10 protein-coding genes and 1 tRNA gene are annotated in these 18,814 nt (G+C 54.5%); 8 read left to right on the top strand and 3 right to left on the bottom strand.

Going from position 1 to position 18,814, the window contains the following annotated elements:
* Positions 1–58: 58 nt before the first annotated feature.
* From AC6IY8_RS13010 to AC6IY8_RS12990, 5 genes are all read left to right on the top strand, one after another.
* A complete protein-coding gene (locus tag AC6IY8_RS13010; RefSeq protein ID WP_497774949.1) occupies positions 59–1,570 on the top strand; it encodes a hypothetical protein in 1,512 nt (503 codons plus the stop codon).
* A 115-nt stretch (positions 1,571–1,685) separates the two neighbouring features.
* Positions 1,686–2,675 carry an endo-1,4-beta-xylanase gene (locus AC6IY8_RS13005; RefSeq protein ID WP_497774947.1) on the top strand — a complete coding sequence of 330 codons (990 nt, stop codon included), beginning with the start codon at positions 1,686–1,688 and terminating at the stop codon, positions 2,673–2,675.
* A 29-nt stretch (positions 2,676–2,704) separates the two neighbouring features.
* Positions 2,705–5,164, top strand: coding sequence for a glycoside hydrolase family 44 protein (locus AC6IY8_RS13000; RefSeq protein WP_497774946.1), 2,460 nt, complete (start codon positions 2,705–2,707; stop codon positions 5,162–5,164).
* A gap of 60 nt (positions 5,165–5,224) precedes the next feature.
* Positions 5,225–7,132, top strand: a complete 1,908-nt coding sequence (locus tag AC6IY8_RS12995; protein ID WP_497774945.1) for a sodium:solute symporter family protein — start codon at positions 5,225–5,227, stop codon at positions 7,130–7,132.
* A gap of 20 nt (positions 7,133–7,152) precedes the next feature.
* The gene (locus AC6IY8_RS12990) at positions 7,153–9,597 is read left to right on the top strand and encodes a glycoside hydrolase family 94 protein (RefSeq protein WP_497774943.1); all 2,445 of its coding nucleotides are present in this window, start codon (positions 7,153–7,155) and stop codon (positions 9,595–9,597) included.
* A 67-nt stretch (positions 9,598–9,664) separates the two neighbouring features.
* Here the strand turns inward: AC6IY8_RS12990 and selB are convergent, their stop codons facing one another.
* Positions 9,665–11,560, bottom strand: a complete 1,896-nt coding sequence (gene selB / locus AC6IY8_RS12985) for a selenocysteine-specific translation elongation factor (RefSeq protein ID WP_497774940.1) — start codon at positions 11,558–11,560, stop codon at positions 9,665–9,667.
* Between the two features lie 74 nt (positions 11,561–11,634).
* Positions 11,635–11,733 (bottom strand) — tRNA-Sec (locus tag AC6IY8_RS12980).
* Between the two features lie 293 nt (positions 11,734–12,026).
* Between AC6IY8_RS12980 and AC6IY8_RS12975 the strand changes: the two genes are divergently transcribed.
* From AC6IY8_RS12975 to AC6IY8_RS12965, 3 genes are read left to right on the top strand one after another with little or no spacing between them, the layout of a single operon-like run.
* Positions 12,027–13,826, top strand: coding sequence for a hypothetical protein (locus tag AC6IY8_RS12975; RefSeq protein WP_497774938.1), 1,800 nt, complete (start codon positions 12,027–12,029; stop codon positions 13,824–13,826).
* A 48-nt stretch (positions 13,827–13,874) separates the two neighbouring features.
* Positions 13,875–17,438 (top strand): BadF/BadG/BcrA/BcrD ATPase family protein, encoded by a 3,564-nt coding sequence (locus tag AC6IY8_RS12970; protein WP_497774936.1) that lies wholly within the window; start codon positions 13,875–13,877, stop codon positions 17,436–17,438.
* Between the two features lie 18 nt (positions 17,439–17,456).
* A complete protein-coding gene (locus AC6IY8_RS12965; RefSeq protein WP_497774934.1) occupies positions 17,457–17,729 on the top strand; it encodes a hypothetical protein in 273 nt (90 codons plus the stop codon).
* A gap of 2 nt (positions 17,730–17,731) precedes the next feature.
* On the opposite strand, the gene selD is transcribed toward AC6IY8_RS12965, so the two are convergent.
* Positions 17,732–18,778 (bottom strand): selenide, water dikinase SelD, encoded by a 1,047-nt coding sequence (gene selD, locus AC6IY8_RS12960; protein ID WP_497778631.1) that lies wholly within the window; start codon positions 18,776–18,778, stop codon positions 17,732–17,734.
* Between the last annotated feature and the right edge of the window lie 36 nt (positions 18,779–18,814).

Raw genomic sequence — 18,814 nt, 5'->3', positions numbered from 1 at the left:
GAGGCCATTCCCCCCAGTGGCCTCTCGTTAAACAATTTCCGAGTGGGCAGGAGCAGGCGTGTTTTCACCTAAGGAACAGAAATCCCTCACGAACGACTTTGACAAGATCAGCCGGCGAACACTCTTCAAGGGAATGCTGGGTGGTGCTGCAGCCATGATCATGCATGGGGTTTTCCCTAGTGCTCTGGAAGCCAAGCAGTACGATTCTGTAATCCGAATATGGAACGAAGAAATCGCTCGCATACCAGACGAGTTCACGGGGCTGAGTTACGAGTCATCGCAATTGTCACACCCGCAGTTCTTTAATGCAGAGAACCACAACCTAGTGCAGTTCTTCAGGACTCTCGGGGATCACGGCGTGCTGCGTCTTGGCGGCAACATGAGCGAGTTCACCAAGTGGACGCCGGATGCTTCACTCGACGACATTCCCGGCGAGACTGAAGGTCCTGATCCTGGACTCGGCTCAGACCGTGTTTTTCCCGTAAGCCGGAAGTCGATCGACAACCTTGCTGGTTTCCTAAGATCGACTGGATGGAGACTCATCTACGGCCTGAACCTTGCGCGTGGAGATGCCGCTTCGGCCGTGGACGAAGCGAAGTACGTATCCAGCGTGATTGGCGACCGACTCATCGCCCTACAGTTTGGCAATGAACCTGACCTGTTCAAACATGGTGGCGACAAAACCAAAATGTGGACGTATGACGAGTTCATCGCCAAGTGGAAGGAGTTCTTCTCCGCGATTCGCGAGCAACTGCCGACCGTTCCTATCGCGGGTCCGGACAGTTCCAACCCCAAGTGGAATTCGCAATTTGTCCGGGATGTAGGCGACAAACTCGCACTTCAGACGAGCCATTTTTATCCAGAGGGCCCTCCGAGCGATCCTCAGATGACGATCGACTATCTGCTCAACTCGGGCAAACGACTGCACTCGTTCGCCGCCGATGCAATCTCACTCTCGAGAAAATGCGGAGTACCGTACCGAATGGCCGAAGGCAACAGTTGCTGGGGCGCCGGAAAAGAAGGCGTCAGCAACACATTTGGTTCGGCACTCTGGGTGGCCGATTTCATGCTCACTATGGCTCAGGCAGGAGCGAGTGGCGTGAATCTCCACGGCGGAGCTAATGGCTTCTACACGCCGATTGCCGGGTCACCCCGCGACGGATACACGGCGCGTCCGATCTACTACGGAATGTTGCTCGTTCGGCCGTTTTTGGGCGGGACGCTTCTTCGCACAGATGTTCCAACTGCAGAGAACAGTTCTGTTTACGCCGCGAAGTCAGGTGACGAGCTTAGAATCTGCGCGATTAATCGTAGCAAGGATTCTCTCTCATACCATGTGAATGCTTCCGGTGTGTCTGAAACAGCGAGTGGAAATGTTTGGCGAATGGAGGCACCGTCCGTTTCGAGCAAGATCGGTGTGACGCTTGCAAACTCCACTGTTACTCCGCAGGGGTTATTCCAACCAGCAGGAAATGAAGTAGTGCGCTTCCGTAACGGCGAAGCTTTACTTCACCTTGCGCCTTACAGCGCTGCACTTCTGTCCATTCCTGTGGAGAAGAAAAATGCATAGCCGCCGCGAGTTTATGCAGACAGTTGGCGCGGGTCTGCTTGGGATGGGGCTTTCCTCTACCGCTCTGGGAGCATTCAAAACAAAGCAGCCTGAGCTTCCGGATGCGCTGGCACGATTGGCCGCGAAGAAGAATGTCTTCTTTGGTTTCGCAGTGAATCAGAAGCGCCTTGCGGATCCTGCTTATGCAGATCTGGTGTCGCGTGAAGCTTCCATCCTTACCCCGGAAAACGAGATGAAGTGGGAAGCTGTCCATCCCGCGCCCTACCAATTCACCTTCGATCGCGCCGATGCTATCGTCGCATTCGCCCAACGGCACTCCATGAAAGTGCGAGGCCATTGTTTCTGCTGGCACCGTGCCTTACCGGCGTGGGTTACCAATACCGTCACCAACGCCAATGCGGAAACGGTGCTCCGGCAACACATCGCGATGGTGGCAGGTCGCTACAAAGGAAAAGTGCATTCGTGGGATGTCGTGAATGAAGCGATCCATATCAAGGATAACCAGCCAGGCGCATGGAGAAACTCCTTCTGGTATCGGACGCTTGGGCCCGCCTATCTCGACATCGCTTATCAAGCGGCGAGAGCGGCAGATCCAGACGCCATCCTCACTTATAACGATTGGGGACTCGAATACGAGAATCATTCTGATAATCCCAAGCGAAAAGCCGTACTTGCGATGCTGCGCGATCTGAAGAAGCGCGGCGTTCCGATTGATGCCGTTGGGCTGCAATCTCACCTTCGTGCTGGAACTGGGGAAAAATTCGGTTATGGATTGCCGGATTTCATCGATGCCGTGCACGATCTCGGAATGCAGGTTTTCATCACCGAGTTAGATGTAGATGACAGCCGCTTCACTGGAGACGAGCAGGAACGCGATGATGCAGTTGCAGATATGTACAAGCGTTATCTCGACCTGGTTCTTGATAGTAAAGCAGTTCGTGTCGTCATCACCTGGGGCGTGTGGGATATTCCAAGACCCACCGGCGCGGAAGCTGTTTCCGGCCCGAAAGCCCAGCGACCTTTGCTGTTTGGCGCTTCCGGAATACCGAAGCGCGCTGCAATCTCTGTTGCGCATACCTTTGAACGCGCGCGCGAGCAACGGTAATCAGAACATAAGCAAACTGCGGGAAGAAGATGGGAAACTTAGTGCGGCTTATCAAGTTGAGCGTGGCAGGCTTGTTGTTTGCCTTGATATGTAGTTGCGCAGGCGGGCATGTTGCGAGCAGCACTGGTGCTCCCGCTCCAACGCCAACGAACTACCAAATCACCGTCAACTCCTCCAATCCCACGTCAGGTGTCTCAATCGGCGTAGCTCCGGCAGATATGAATGGCGCATCTGATGGATCCACCAGCTTCGGGCGCGTCTATACCCAGGGAACGACAGTGACGCTTACCGCTCCTGCTACCTCCGGCGGCAATTATTTTGTTTCGTGGTCAGGATGCAATACCAGTAACAACACGACTTGTAGCGTAACTTTGAACTCCAATGCGACTGTGACGGCGACCTATGCGCAGCCGGGCGTCACTGCAGTGTCTGTGTCGCCCAACACTGCAACCATAGGAACCCAGCAGCAATTCACTGCTACGGTCACAGGCGTTGCTAACTTCAGCAACGGAGTAAGTTGGAGTCTGAGTTGCCCTTCGTGTGGAAAGCTCAGCCCCGGAACGCTCAGCTCGAGCGGGTTGTACACAACACCTTATCCTGCCCCGTCCAGCGTGAGCGTAACAGCGACAAGCACTGAAGATCCGACCAAGAGTGGCTCTGTCACTGTCGCATTGAAGCCGCCAACAAAAGTTGCAGGCCCCGCGCTTCACGTGGATGCCGCAAGCCAGACTCACACCATCAGCCCATTGATATACGGAATCAACGGATTTCAACTCGATCTGCAATCAGCGAAAACCATTCACCCAAGTCTCATCCGCTGGGGCGGCGATGACACTTCGCGCTACAACTATCAAAACGCCTGGAGCAACGACGGCAAAGACGATTACTTTAAGAACACCGCGGGTGCCCTGAGCAGATTTCCTAATGTGAGTGGCGGAACTACGTTCACTCAATTTGTATCAAGCACGATCGGTTCCGGGGCAGTGGCTCTCGGCACGGTTCCATTGATTGGCTGGGTCTCGAGTGGAAGATACGCGTGCAGTTACCCTGAAAGCACGTATCCCAATCAAGCGTCGTACAGCACGTATAACTCTGGCGCACAACAGTGTGGCATAGGTTACTACGCAAATGGAGTGAATGGGTGTACCAGTTCTTCCGGTTGCAATATCACTGGAGTCGCCGCAACCGTTACCAGCATTCAGAAAACTCCACCCGATATCACGGCCACATCCACCCCTGCACCGGGATCGTCATCATTGTGGTCGTGGGCAACGTCCACCTGGTCAGGCGCGTGGATAAACTCCATAAAGCAGACTTTTGGCGCTGCAAATAGTGGCGCTAGCGTTGCCATCTGGGACTTGGATAATGAACCAACCTGGTGGAGCAGTGTCCATCGGGATGTACATCCGAATTCTTTCACTTATGACGAAGTTACGAACAGTGGTATTGGAACGGCTCTTGCCATCAAGACGGCTGATCCCACGGCGCTTGTGACCGGTCCCGTAATCGATAACTGGTGGACGTTCTTTTACTCGCAATCAGATGTAAGTAAAGGCTATGCTAAAGCGCCTTGCTACAAGCCATGGAGTAATCCCACAGATCGCGCAGCGCACGCCGGTGTGCCCATGCTCGAGTACTACTTGCAGCAGTTCAATACCTACTCGCAGAAGTACGGCGTCCGGCTGCTCGACTATCTTGACGTTCACGGTTACTTTGCGCCGAAGTACAACGGCAGCTCGGTAGGACTGACAACAGCCGGTGACACCGCTGAGCAAGCGCTACGTCTGGATGGAACACGAGTCTTCTGGGATCCCACCTATACGGATTCCACCTTCCCGCAACCCAATTACTCGACCGACTCCAATTACACTTCGAGTTGCACCCCGCCCGCGCAGGCTCCTCAACTGATCCCGATGTTGCAGGGATGGGTAGCAAAGGATTTCCCTGGTACCAAGGTTGGGATTGATGAATACAACTTTGGTGGTCTCGAATCGATCAACGGCGCGGTAGCTCAAGCTGACATTCTGGGAATCTTCGGGAGGCAGGGCTTGGACATGGCCGCTTTCTGGCCGACGACAACTTACAGCACCCAACCTCCCGCGCTCATGGCATTCGCCATCTACCGAAACTATGACGGCAACAATTCAAACTTCGGCGATGTCGCACTAAGCAGTACAAGCACAACGTCTTCGAGCGCAGATGGCCAGGGCCAACTCGCAGTTTACGGTGCTCTGCGCAGCTCCGACGGGGCACTGACGATGATCGTCATCAATAAAAGTTTTGGTGATCTAACATCGACGCTATCGCTTGCCAATTTCGCCACTGCAGCAAGCTCCGCGCAGGAATTTCTTTACAGCAATGGCGATCTCACGCAGATTGTCCATCGGCCTGACGTCGCGGTGACACTGTCTGCCAAGGACGCGACCACTCGCACGATCACTGAAGTCTTTCCGGCTCAGTCGATCACGCTGTTTGTCGTACCCAAATAGTCATAGTCTGCACGAAGGTGATCCGCGAACCGCACGATTATCTGAGAGCTGAGGTGTAACGTGCATCTACACGCAATCGACATCACGATCATATTGGCATACCTGTTGACTTCCGTTCTCGTGGGCTACTGGGTATCGCACCGAGCCTCACGCGACATGAAGGCTTATTTTCTCGGTGGAAACACGATGCCTTGGTACCTGCTTGGAATATCGAATGCATCTGGCATGTTTGACATCGGCGGAACGATGCTGCTGGTCACATGGATGTTCGTATATGGCCTAAAGAGCGTGTGGATACCATGGCTCTGGCCGACATTCAACCAGATCTTCCTCATGGTGTATCTCTCACGTTGGCTGCGTCGCTCCAACGTGATGACCGGGGCGGAGTGGATTAAGACCCGTTTCGGAGACACGCGCGGCGCACACCTCTCTCATTTCATTGTTGTGATTTATGCCTTGGTGAGCGTTATCGGATTCCTGACATACGCCTTTAAGGCGATTGGGAAGTTTGCTACCGAGTTCTTACCCTGGCAGTTGAGTGCTGACCCGCTGACGAATGCCAATCTCTATGCGCTGATCCTGATGGGTATCACCACGTTTTACGTGATCAAGGGCGGCATGTTCAGTGTAGTGATCACGGAAGTCATCCAGTTCTTCATTCTCTCGATCGCGTCAATTGCTGTCGGAATCATTGCAATGGTGAAGGTCTCGCCCGCCACACTACACCGGTTCGTACCCGCAGGATGGGACAGCATCTTCTTCGGCTGGCACTTGAACCTCCGATGGGATGGCATCGTGAGCGGGGTCTCAACCCAGATCAGTAAAGACGGTTACGAATTGTTCGGCCTGTTCTTCATGATGTTGCTGTTCAAGGGCATGCTGGTCAGTATGGCGGGCCCGGCGCCAAACTATGACATGCAGCGCATCCTCTCTACGAAAAGTCCGCGCGAAGCGTCGATGATGAGTGCATGGGTCAATGTCGTTCTGACGTTCCCACGATACTTCCTGATCACAGGACTTACAGTACTGGCTCTCGTTTTCTACAGCTCGAGCATCAAGATTAGCGATCTCGAAATGGTATTGCCCGAGGCTTTGAGTTGCTTTGTTCCCGCCGGACTGCTTGGCTTCCTCATTGCCGGACTACTAGCCGCGTTCATGTCGAACTTCGCGGCCACGGTCAATGCCGCGCCGCCGTACATTGTGAATGACATCTATAAGAAGTTCATCAATCCAGGCGCCAGTCCCAGCACTTACATGCGTCTCAGTTATCTCAGCTCATTCGTCGTTGTAGTTCTCGGCATCGCCTGTGGATGGTTCGTTGCCTCGATCAATTCGGTCGTCGTATGGATCGTCTCCGCGCTTTGGGGCGGCTACATGGCGTCGAACGTACTGAAGTGGTATTGGTGGCGCTTCAATGGATTCGGGTACTTCTGGGGAATGGTTTCCGGAATCGTGGGCTCACTGGTTGTGCCGATCGTGTTGCGGTTGAGCGCTGTTCAAGCTTTCTTCGCTGCGCGTGGTTTTGAACCAGATGCAGCCGTCCTGCCACTCTATGCCTTCCCGATGCTGCTGTTCATTTCTGGCATCGGCTGCGTTCTCGGCACTCTGCTGACAAAACCAGAAGAAGAAGCAGTTCTCATGGACTTCTACCGGCGCGTCCGCCCTTGGGGATTCTGGGGACCTGTGCTCGAAAAGGTTAAAGCCGAAGACCCCTCCTTCAAGCCGAACGGCGAGTTCTGGATAGACATGTTCAACATCATTGTCGGCGTCGTCTGGCAGATTGCGCTTGTCGCGTTGCCGATCTATATCGTCATCCAAAAGTTCACGTCCGCGATGGTGACGCTCGCAATCGTAGCTTTCACATCATTCATTCTCAAATTCACTTGGTACGACCGTCTCAGCAAACTGGATGACTCTTCAGACGACATAAAGCAGTCTGAGCCTGCCGTATCCGTCGCGACCGTGTGACGGATATTACTGGAGCTATCATGCAATTCGGGTATTTTGATGACGTAAATCGCGAATATGTGATCACCCGGCCGGACACACCGTTGCCGTGGATTAACTACCTCGGCTGTGAAGACTACTTCGGTATCATCTCCAATACGGCCGGTGGCTATTCGTTTTATCGCGATGCACGTCTTCGCCGCCTCACGCGCTATCGTTACAACAACGTGCCCTTCGACCTCGGCGGCCGCTATATATACCTTCGCGACGACAATTCGAAAAAATTCTGGTCGCCATCATGGCAGCCGACGCAGAAAGAGCTTCAAGATTATGTCTGCCGTCATGGATTGGGTTATACGGTAATCGGTTCTAAGTACGCCGGAATCAAAGCAAGCACACGTTACTTCGTCCCGCTCGGCGAGAATCTCGAAATCTGGCATCTCACGATCACCAATACTCGCGACGCCGCTGCATCACTCTCTGCATTCTCCGCAATCGAATTCTGTCTTTGGGACGCGCAGGATGATGCCACGAATTTCCAGCGCAACTTCAGCACCGGACAGGTAGAAGTCGTGGATGACGTGATCTACCACAAGACCGAATACCGCGAGCGCCGGGATCACTTCGCGTATTTCGCCTGTTCAGAAACGCCGGCCGGGTTCGATACGCAGCGCGACACCTTCTTCGGCCCCTATCGTGGATGGGCGAACCCCGCTGCGGTCGAGCGCGGAGAGTCCTTCAACTCCATCGCTCACGGGTGGGCGCCCTTCGGTTCGCATCACATAAAGCTCGAACTCAATCCGGGCGAAACCAGGCAAATCATTTTCCTGCTCGGCTACCATGAGAACCCAAAGGATCAGAAATTTGATCCGCCCAACTCACAAGCCATCAATAAAACGACGGTGAAGCCAGTCATTGCGAAGTATCTCAATAAGGAGAACGTCGATGCTGCCTTCAACCAGTTGAAGGACTACTGGACCGACTTGCTCGACATCTGCAGAGTCGAAACGCCGGACATTCACACCAACCGAATGGTGAACATCTGGAACCCCTATCAGTGCATGGCGACATTCAACATGTCGCGTTCCGCGTCGTTTTATGAGTCCGGCATCGGACGCGGCCTCGGGTTTCGCGATTCCAATCAGGACCTGCTAGGCTTCGTGCACATGGTTCCGTCACGCGCGCGCCAGCGCATTCTGGATCTGGCCTCCACGCAGTTGCCTTCCGGAGGTGCCTACCACCAATACCAACCGCTCACCAAGCGTGGCAATAACGATATCGGCGGCAATTTCAACGACGATCCGCACTGGCTCATTATTGGCGTCAGCACTTACATCAAGGAGACGGGTGACTGGAGCATCCTCGACGAACTTGTGCCTTATGACAACGAGCCCGGTTCCGAAACGTCTCTCTACGATCACCTGCAGCGTAGCTTCCAGTACACACTCGACCGCCTCGGACCCCACGGACTTCCGCTCATCGGTCGTGCCGACTGGAACGATTGCCTGAATCTCAACTGCTTCTCCGATACTCCCGGCCAGTCCTTCCAATGCACCACCAACAAGGACGGCAGGGTCGCCGAATCCGTATTCATCGCGGGCCTCTTCGTGCTCTCCGGACAGGAACTCGCCGATCTAGCCTGCCATCGTGGGCTCGGCGATGAAGCCCGGAAATATCGTGCTGAGGTCGCTAAGATGACGGACGTCATCGGCAAACACGGTTGGGACGGTGAATGGTTCATCCGCGCATATGACGACTTTGGAAACAAGATCGGCTCGCATGAATGCGAAGAGGGCAAGATCTTCATCGAGTCCCAGGGATTCTGTGTGCTGGCGGGGGTCGGTCTTGAAGACGGCATGGCGCAGAAGTCCATGGAATCCGTGCGAAAACACCTCGCAACGAAGCACGGCATCGTTCTTAATCAACCAGCATATTCGAAGTACTACGTGCAGTGGGGCGAAATCTCCTCTTATCCGGAGGGCTACAAGGAGAACGCTGGAATTTTCTGCCACAACAATCCATGGGTGATGATTGCTGAAGCGCGGCTCGGCAATGGCGATCGGGCGCACGACTACTACACCCGCATCTGCCCATCTGCCCGCGAGACAATCAGTGATCTGCACCGCTGCGAGCCTTACGTGTACGCGCAGATGATCGCCGGTAAGGATGCACCCACGCACGGGGAAGCCAAGAACTCCTGGCTCACCGGCACCGCAGCCTGGAACTACTATGCCATCGTGCAGTGGATTCTCGGCCTCCGCACGTCGCTCGACGGATTGCAGATTGCTCCTGCTATTCCAACCTCGTGGAACGAATTCAAGGCAACCCGCAAGTTCCGTGGAGTGACCTACAACATCGAAGTTGAGCGCAAGGGTGCCGGCAACAACGTCGAAATAACCGTCGATGGGATCCCCTTTTTAGGCGACATTGTGCCGCCCCCAACCAACGGGAAGAAACAAGTCGAGGTTAAAGTTGCTTTATCGTAATTGCTAAAAGGGACCGCACGTAATGCGGTCCTTTTCTTATCAGGTCCAAGCGCATAACCGGCACAGATTACAGGATGATGCGCTCATCTCCAGTGCGTCTAGTGACATGCTCACGATCGAGGTATTCCAGCAGCGGAATCGCGTACTTCCGCGAGACGCCGGTCACGTCTTTAAATCGAGACACGTCGATCTTGGCCGACTGGGCCTTTAGAGTGGTGACTGTCTTCTTAAGTTCTTCCAATGCCTTATTGTGAAACACTAGATCTTCATTGATCTTGATCAGTACCTTGTCTCGCAGCAAAATCGTCACAATCTGCCGGGCTCTTGTCGAATCTATTTTCAATCCCGCCAGCACCTCTTTCAGTGTCGGCACCTTTAGCCCGGCAGAGGCGAATGCATGCTCAATTTTCTGCTTGGACTCCGCTTCGTCGTCTTTCATCTGCACGCGGTGACCCGGAAGACTTACTTGTTCCCCCGTAGCGCAAATCTTCTTCGTTGCCAGCAGCTGTTCAAAAAGCGCGGCAAAAACCTCTCGGTCAAGCTTGCTCCGTTCCAGCAGCTCTCCTTTGCTGATACCTCCAGCAAGTGGGTTTTTCACATGGAAACTTTGTACAACGGCGATGATTTCAGCTGCGATGCGCTGAAATACGCCTGGCGCGATCAGCACGTCCTTGAATCGAACGACTTTTTTCTCAGCCATCTTGTCGCATGTTCTTTTCAGCCGGTCCATGCTCCAACCAGTTTCCCGAATGGCATCTTCGATAAGCAGTCCTCGCTTTTCGCGACGGGTGACCAGAACCTCCAGCGTGCCCTCATCGTCCGCCTGCGTAAGCTGCTTCAGCATCTGCATCCGAGAATCGGGTTTCACCCGCCGCACGGGATTTACGTCGACTATCACGCCTCCGCCTATGGTGATTACTGGCGAAAACTGTCGGACGATGAAGCGGTCTCCCGGAGCGCATGCCACAGGTGAATCTGTTCGAAGCTGCGCCCATGCTGTGTTACCGGCGGGCAGCTCGTCCCCGTCGTAGAGAGATACTCTCGCAATGACCTCGTTGGTAAAAACATGCAGATGAACTTCAGCGTGATTCTTCAGCGAGTTCACTCCTGAGAGAAGTGAAAGCTGAACGTCGAGCCTGCGCGTAGGTCGAAGCAGGCCAGGTTGTGTCAACATCATGCCTCGCCCCAACTGCTCTTGTGCAATTCCGGCAATGTTCAGCGCAGTACGTTGCCCAGCAACTGCGGCTTGTGCATCCTTACCATGGACCTGGAGTCCGCGAACGCGAACCCGCTTGCCCGAGGGCAGAGCTTCGATCTCCTGCTCCTTGCTAAGCTGGCCAGAAATCAGTGTTCCCGTGACTACCGTGCCAAAACCCTTCATCGTGAACACACGATCAATGGGCAGCCGGAACGGCGCATCTGCGTCTTTAGCGGCGGTTTCCAACGAAATCCGGGCTAGTTCCTGCTTGAGCTGCGGAATACCTGCTCCGGACTTTGCGCTAACGGCAATGATCGGCGAGCGGCTCACATCCAGAAAAGATCCGCGAACAAACTCCTCCACTTCCATCCGAACTACCTGAAGTGTTTCTTCATCCACCAGGTCGCTCTTGGTCAGAACCGTGATTCCTCGTGGCACTTCTAATAGGCGGCATATGTCGAAGTGCTCGCGCGTCTGCGGCTTAATCGAGTCCTCGGCTGAAATGACGAACATCAGTACGTCAATTCCGCCAACTCCTGCCAGCATATTTCGGACAAACCGTTCGTGTCCGGGCACGTCCACAAAACCTAGACGAACATTGCCGTGAGGAGTGGTAAGGTCCATGTGCGCGAAGCCGAGATCGATCGTAATTCCGCGCCGTTTTTCCTCTTCGAGGCGGTCAGTGTCAATACCGGTCAATGCTCGTACCAGTACGGTCTTGCCATGGTCGATATGCCCGGCTGTGCCGACGATGACAGATTTCATGAGCTTAACTTAAGCCAAGTTGTGCGCCTGCACAAGTTTGAGAGATTGTTTCGAGAACCGCATGACGTGAAGATTGGCGGAAGCGCGTGTGAGTCGAACACACCAGAGACAGGGTGTACCTGCCTCTCACCGGTTTTGAAGACCGGGAGCATCACCAGACACTACTCGCTTCCGTAAGGCCGAACTCAGATTGTATCGTCCTCCGAATTTGTGACGCAAATTGTCCGCTTCGAGACACTGATTGAACGCCACTTACAGTTTATCAATCTCAGCGATGAATGCTTGCTGCTCGCGCATCATTCCCCAGCATCTCGGAACAGTTCTTTTTTCTCAAATTTTGAGCAACCAGTGCCGGAAGTGTTCAGTCCAATGCCGTATCCCTGAACTGCCCTCGCCACATCCTGACGGGCTGGCCAAACCTAACTCATTCCATCGTTAGATGGTGCGATTCTGCCGAGGAGTGCAAATGGCCATAACATCTCGTGTCGATGTTTCCGTTGACAACCTACGCCCCCGATCCGAGGAAGAGATCTTCCAATTGATTGCAGCCGAGCGCGAGCGCCTGCTACGCGAGCGTGGATTGACGTCGGAAGCAGCTACACATTTTGCAAGGCCTTTGGAGCGCCCGTTCACTGGCGATGAACGCAACAAGGTCACCATTCTCTTTGGCGGCCTCACATGGAAACACGAGCGAGTCATCCAGGCGGTCTTTCATGGAAGCGGATACAAATGCGAGATTCTTCCCGTGCCCAACGTTTCCGCATTTCAGTTAGGCAAAGAGTACGGCAACAACGGGCAGTGCAATCCCACGTACTTCACCGTTGGCAATCTCGTTCAATACCTCAAGTACCTGGAGTCAACCGGCAAGACGCGGCAGGAGATAATCGACAATTACGTCTTCTTTACCGCGGGCTCCTGCGGCCCCTGCCGCTTCGGCATGTATGAATCCGAGTACCGTCTCGCCCTGCAAAATGCCGGCTTCGACGGTTTCCGTGTTCTGCTCTTTCAGCAAAATGATGGCGTAAAGGCCGCATCCGGGGAGGCGGGACTCAAGTTCTCTGTCGATTTCGGAATGGGCATGTTCAACGCATTAAACATCGGCGATGTCATGAACGAGATGATTCATCGCATTCGCCCCTTTGAAGTCGAGAAAGGGAAGACTGACAAGGTATTTCAGTCCGCTCTGGACACGCTCTGCAGAATGCTTCGCGAACGACCGCCGTATGAGTTTGCGGAACGTAGTCCTATCCTGCGAGATCGCCTTGCGACCAAGACCGACAGGAAGTGGTACAGAACGACCAACTCTCTGGGTAAGGTTTGGGAGAACCTCTACGGCGAGCCGTATAAACAGGCTCTTAGCGAAGTTCGCGCGCAGTTAGAAACCATCGAGGTCAATCGTCTGCGCGTTAAGCCAGTCGTGAAGATCATCGGCGAATTCTGGGCCCAGATCACCGAGGGCGATGGAAACTTCAATATGTTTGCTTTCCTCGAGCGCGAAGGTGCGCAGGTCCTCGTCGAACCTATTGGCACGTGGGTGATGTACATGATGTACCAGGTCAAAGAGCGCGCTCGCTTCCGTCGTGCTATCGACGTCCCCTACCGCAATGCTCACTGGTATGAACCAAAGAAGATCATGGCCAATGAACTCAGCTACCGCAAGAAGTGGCTGATGATGACCATCGGCGAGAGGATTTACAACCGTCAATATAGTCGCGTGGTGGAAGGTCTAGGCGAGATTGCTCACGAATTGATCCCGCAGAAGGAACTCGCGGATTTCGCCGATCCCTTCTACAACCAGTTCACCCGCGGAGGCGAAGGGCACCTTGAGGTGGGCAAGAACGTGTATTACACCACCAATCGCCTATGCCACATGGTGCTTGCCTTGAAGCCCTTCGGATGCATGCCCTCAACGCAGTCCGATGCCGTGCAATCGGCAGTGGCTAACCAGTACAAGGAAATGATCTTTCTCCCCATCGAAACCTCTGGAGAAGGCGAAATCAACGCGCACAGCCGCGTGCAGATGGCACTTGGAGAAGCGAAGGTCAAAGCACGCCTGGAATTCGAAGAAGCGCTTGCGAAATCGGGACAAAGACTCGAAGACATTCGCGAATATGTCGACGAGCATCCGAAGTTGCGCAATATCTTTTATCACGTCCCGCAACACTCAGGGGTTGCAGGGGTGGCCCCCAACTTCGTGCTCCATGTTGGAGATCTGATGCGCCATCGCACACGACTTTGGCCCGTATCGCGCCCGGTTGCAGCCTGACCGAGCACTGGTTCGGAGTGTTTCGTGTAGAGGTGGTTAGGAGTTCCCATGAGTCATCAGCAGAACGTCAAGGGTATTGACGTCACCATCCAATCGCTCGTAGGACGTCCGCGCAGTGCCTTTGCGGAGCCGCGCTTGATTACCACGCCTCAGCCGCCCGGCAATATCGCGTATCTCGTCGGCATGGACGTCGGTTCTACCACCGTAAAGGCGGTCGCAATCGATCCTGCAACCGACGCAATTCTTTGGCAGGATTATCAACGCCACGAGACGAAGCAACCAGAGAAGGTTCTCGAGTTCTTGCTGCGCATGCAGGGCGAGGTTGGCATCGCACCGGGCAATACGCGGATCTTCGTCACTGGCTCTGGCGGAGGCTCGCTCGCAAATCTCATGGGAGGCAAGTTCGTTCAGGAAGTAACAGCCGTTTCGCTCGCCGTTGAGAAGCTGCATCCCGAAGTGAACTCCGTCATCGAACTTGGCGGGCAGGATGCGAAGATCATTGTTTTCAAGGAGGACGAGAGTACCGGGCGCAAGAAGAAGATTCCATCGATGAATGACAAGTGCGCAGGTGGCACTGGCGCTGTCATCGACAAGATCAATGCAAAGCTGAAGATTCCTGTCAATGGGTTGTGCGACCTGGGATATCACGGCATTAAACTCCATCCCGTCGCGGGTAAGTGCGGTGTCTTTGCAGAAACCGACATCAATGGTTTGCAAAAGCAGGGAATTCCTTCCGATCAACTCATGGCCTCGCTGTTTGACGCCATTGTTCTGCAAAATCTAAGTGTGCTGACCAGGGGCCACACCTTGCGCCCGCGTGTCTTGCTTCTCGGAGGTCCGAACAGCTTCATACGTGGCATGCGCGAGGCTTGGCAGCAGAACATCCCGCGCATGTGGCAGGAGCGAAATGTCGAGCTACCCGAAGGCGCAAAGCCCGAAGACCTGATCAAGGTTCCGCAGAATGCGCAGTACTTCGCCGCGATCGGGGCCGTTGAATTCGGCAAGGATGAAGAGCCCGAGATTGGTGTGTACCGCGGAACCGAATGCCTCGAAGACTACATTCAGGTCGGGCGCGAACAGGAGAAAGCCGCTTCTGGAGCCGAGGGCCTCAGCGAATCCGATGAAGAGCTGGACGATTTCAAACGCAAGTACACGGTCAATAAGTTCGTTCCCGCCCGCTTCGAGCCCGCTTCTGTCGTGCGAGGCTTCGTCGGAGTGGACGGAGGATCGACCTCCACCAAAGCCGTCCTGATCGACGAAGAGGGAAATGTGCGCTGCAAGGCGTATCAGCTCTCCAATGGCAATCCCATACAAGACACAGTGGACATGTTCGCCGCCCTGCGCGAGCAGGTCGAGTCACAGGGAGCGAGCATTGATGTTCTCGGCGTCGGAACTACCGGCTATGCAAAAGACGTATTGAAGGACGTTCTTCGTGCCGACGTCGCACTGGTCGAAACCGTGGCTCACACCGAATCGGCAATGCGCTTCTACGAGCATCCTGATTGCATCGTCGATGTCGGCGGGCAGGACATCAAGCTCATAGTGTTGAAGGACGGCCGCGTAAAAGACTTCAAGCTCAATACACAATGCTCCGCAGGCAACGGATACTTCCTGCAATCCACCGCCGAGTCGCTTGGCATCGAAGTCGAGAACTACGCCGACCTTGCTTTCTCCGCTGAGACGATGCCTGTGTTCGGATACGGCTGCGCCGTTTTCATGCAGTCCGACATTGTTAATTTCCAGCGCCAGGGATGGCAGCCCAAAGAAATCCTTGCCGGGCTCGCAGCAGTTCTTCCCAAGAATATTTTCCTGTACGTCGCAGCCATTCCAAATCTCTCGAAGCTGGGCTCGCGCTTCATCCTGCAGGGTGGTACGCAGAAGAACCTCGCTGCCGTCAAAGCAGAAGTCGATTTTGTGAAATCCCACTTTCACGGAAATGGCGAGCCGGATGTGATCGTGCACGAACATTGCGGTGAGTCGGGCGCCATCGGTGCCGCAGTCGAGGCAATGCGGTTGTACAACAACGGCCATCGCACGGAGTTCATCGGCATCGAGGCCGTTCAGAAAATCGCCTACCGCACCACTCGCAATGAAGACACGCGCTGCTACTTCTGCAAGAACAACTGTCTGCGAACGTTTATCGACGTTCATGTCGATAACATACAGTCTGCTGAAAACCCGCTGCCGGTATTCAAATCGAAGGTGCCACTGCAAGCAGGCGAACGCAGGCTGATCATCTCTACCTGTGAAAAGGGTCAGGTCGAAGATGTGAATGCCATGCGTGGCATCAAGGCCGGACTGGACGCGGTTAAGAACGCAAATCCGAATTATGTTGAGATTGCATCGCGCGAAGTCTGGAAGCCGCGTAATCCTGCCGTGGTGGCCGATGCTATACCCTCCCTTCGTCCGTGGACATCAACGGCCGTCAAGCGCCGTGCCGAGCTGATGCAGAAACGCAAATTCCTCCGCGTCGGAATGCCGCGTGTGCTGAACATGTACTCGTATGCACCGCTCTTCAGCGGATACATGGAAGCGCTTGGAATTCCGGGTGAGAACATCGTGTACTCGGACTTCACCAATCGCGAGATGTACAAAGCCGGTGCCAACCGCGGAGCGGTGGACCCATGCTTCCCATCGAAGATTGGCATCCCGCACATCTACAACCTCCTCTACGCGAAACACGCGAAGAAGCCGCTCGACATCATCTTCTTCCCCATGATCGACGTGCTTACCACGACGCTCAAGGTCTGCACTGGATCGAACGCGTGCCCCACCGTCACAGCCACTCCGAATGCGGTGAAGGCTGCATTCACAAAGGAGGGCGATCTCTTCGCGCAGAATGGAATCCAGTACCTCGATCCCATCCTGAACATGGCCGATCGCAATCTGTTCGGACTCCAGATGTTCCGCGCATGGCAAGACGTGCTTGGTCTTTCAGAAGAGGAAAACGAGCGCGCCATCGACGCAGGATTCCAGGTGCAAGAAGAGTTCGAGTCTTCGATTCGCAGCCGTGCGCGACAGACACTTGAAGAACTCGAGCGCGAAAATCGCATTGGCATCGTAATGCTCGGGCGCGTGTATCACCACGACCCCGGAGTGAATCACGAGATCATGGATGAATTTCAGAAACTCGGGTATCCAGTTTTCTCGAAAAGTTTTCTGCCGCTCGATGATGATCTGCTCGACCGGCTCTTTGCTGAAGATGTCGCATCCGGCAGGGTGAAGCATGCGCTCGACATCAGCGATGTCTGGAAGAATGCCTACTCCGCGAGCACCAATCATAAGATATGGGCTGCTAAGTTCACCGCTCGGCATCCCAACCTCGTAGCGCTTGAGATGTCGAGTTTTAAGTGTGGTCACGATGCTCCGATCTACACCGCAATCGAGCAGATCATCGAAAACTCAGGAACGCCCTATTTCTCATTCAAGGATCTCGATGAGAACAAGCCCACGGGCTCCATTAAGATTCGTGTTGAAACCATCGACTATTTTCTCAAGCGCTACCGCGAAGACATGGTTAAGCGTCAGGCGGCCATGCAGGAGATCGATCAGCACATGGCAGAATTCGAAGCGCGGTTACGAATGCAAATGCGGCAGCAGATCGCGGTCTAGTGATCGAAGGGAACGAATATGCTGGATGGCAAGAAGATTATGTTTGAGATCTTCCGCGAGCGCCAGGGCGGCGAGTACCGCGTCGTGTACTTCACCGAACTTGGCGAGCATGAAAAGGATGATGCGCTTTCCGATGCGATGAACGGAAAGCATGTGTTTTCCGGTTACCTGCTGCATCGTGATCGTGAACATGCGAAATCAATCGTGAACAGCGTTCTTATTCGATTGAACGAAGGGGAATTGTTCACCGACGAGCAACTCGAGTCCGAATTAGGCGGAGTGTGCGTGTAATCTCAGTGTTCCAGCCTGATCAGCGGACTCGTCTTTGGCAGGACTTCGCCGATAATGTTCGCATCGATATTCTCGGCCTGCAACGCGCTGCTCAGTGCTGTCGCATCCTGCGCGCTCACCGAGATCAGCAAACCACCCGCCGTCTGTGGATCGTACACGAGAGCGTGCAGTGCATCCGGTACGGCTTCGTCAACTTCAACGCAGCATGAGGCAAACTCGCGATTATTCTTCAGCCCGCCTGGGATGAATCCTCGCTCGATGCACTCCAACGCGCCGGCCAGCAATGGAACCGCGGAGGCAGATATTCGCAAGCTTGCCTCGCTTCCCATCGCCATCTCACGCGCATGCCCAATCAGTCCAAACCCAGTCACATCGGTGATCGCGTGAATGTCGAACTTGAGGCTGATCTCGCTTGCGCGCCTGTTCAGCGTTGTCATTGCCTCGGTCGCTGCCGAAATCCACTCCGGGCGCGCTTCGCCGCGCTTGATAGCGGTTGAGATCACACCCGTTCCGAGGGCTTTCGTGAATATCAGCTTGTCGCCCGCGCGTGCGCCAGAGTTCGTCATCAAGCGCTGTGGATTGATCGTTCCCGTCACGGAGTAGCCGAACTTGATTTCAGGATCACGGATACTGTGTCCGCCGATCACCGTACATTCGGCCTCCACCATCTTGCTAAGTCCGCCCGCAAGAATCTGCTCGAGTATGGAGGGATCTTCCTTTTCAGGGAAACAAACCATCGCCAGCGAAGAGACAGGCTTGCCGCCCATTGCATAAACATCGCTCAGAGCGTTTGTTGCGGCAATCTGTCCGAATGTGTACGGATCGTCAACAATGGGCGTGAAGAAATCGACCGTTTGAACGATAGCGAGCTCCGGAGTCAGCAGATACACTCCGGCGTCGTCAGCTTTGTCGAAGCCGACAAGAACATTCGGATCATGTTGCCGGGCTAATCTCCCAAGCACTGAGTCCAGCACCGCCGGACTTAGCTTGCTTGCTCAACCCGCAGCCTTCACCGTCTCCGTCAATCGAACTCGCTTGTCCTGCAGCATCGTTTTCATCGTACTACTCGTTGCGATCCGCCGTTT

This window comes from Koromonas soli, from assembly GCF_059726265.1.
The sequence above is the reverse complement of the archived record's forward strand: the minus strand, read 5'-3'. Positions and strand labels throughout refer to the sequence as shown.

What these genes read in the sequence shown, in the direction of transcription:
- AC6IY8_RS13000 (WP_497774946.1), top strand. Translation starts at nt 2,705, where the DNA reads ATGGGAAACTTAGTGCGGCTTATCAAGTTGAGCGTGGCAGGCTTGTTG.
- AC6IY8_RS12990 (WP_497774943.1), top strand. Translation starts at nt 7,153, where the DNA reads ATGCAATTCGGGTATTTTGATGACGTAAATCGCGAATATGTGATCACC.
- selB (WP_497774940.1), bottom strand. Translation starts at nt 11,560, where the DNA reads ATGAAATCTGTCATCGTCGGCACAGCCGGGCATATCGACCATGGCAAG.
- AC6IY8_RS12975 (WP_497774938.1), top strand. Translation starts at nt 12,027, where the DNA reads ATGGCCATAACATCTCGTGTCGATGTTTCCGTTGACAACCTACGCCCC.
- AC6IY8_RS12970 (WP_497774936.1), top strand. Translation starts at nt 13,875, where the DNA reads ATGAGTCATCAGCAGAACGTCAAGGGTATTGACGTCACCATCCAATCG.
- AC6IY8_RS12965 (WP_497774934.1), top strand. Translation starts at nt 17,457, where the DNA reads ATGCTGGATGGCAAGAAGATTATGTTTGAGATCTTCCGCGAGCGCCAG.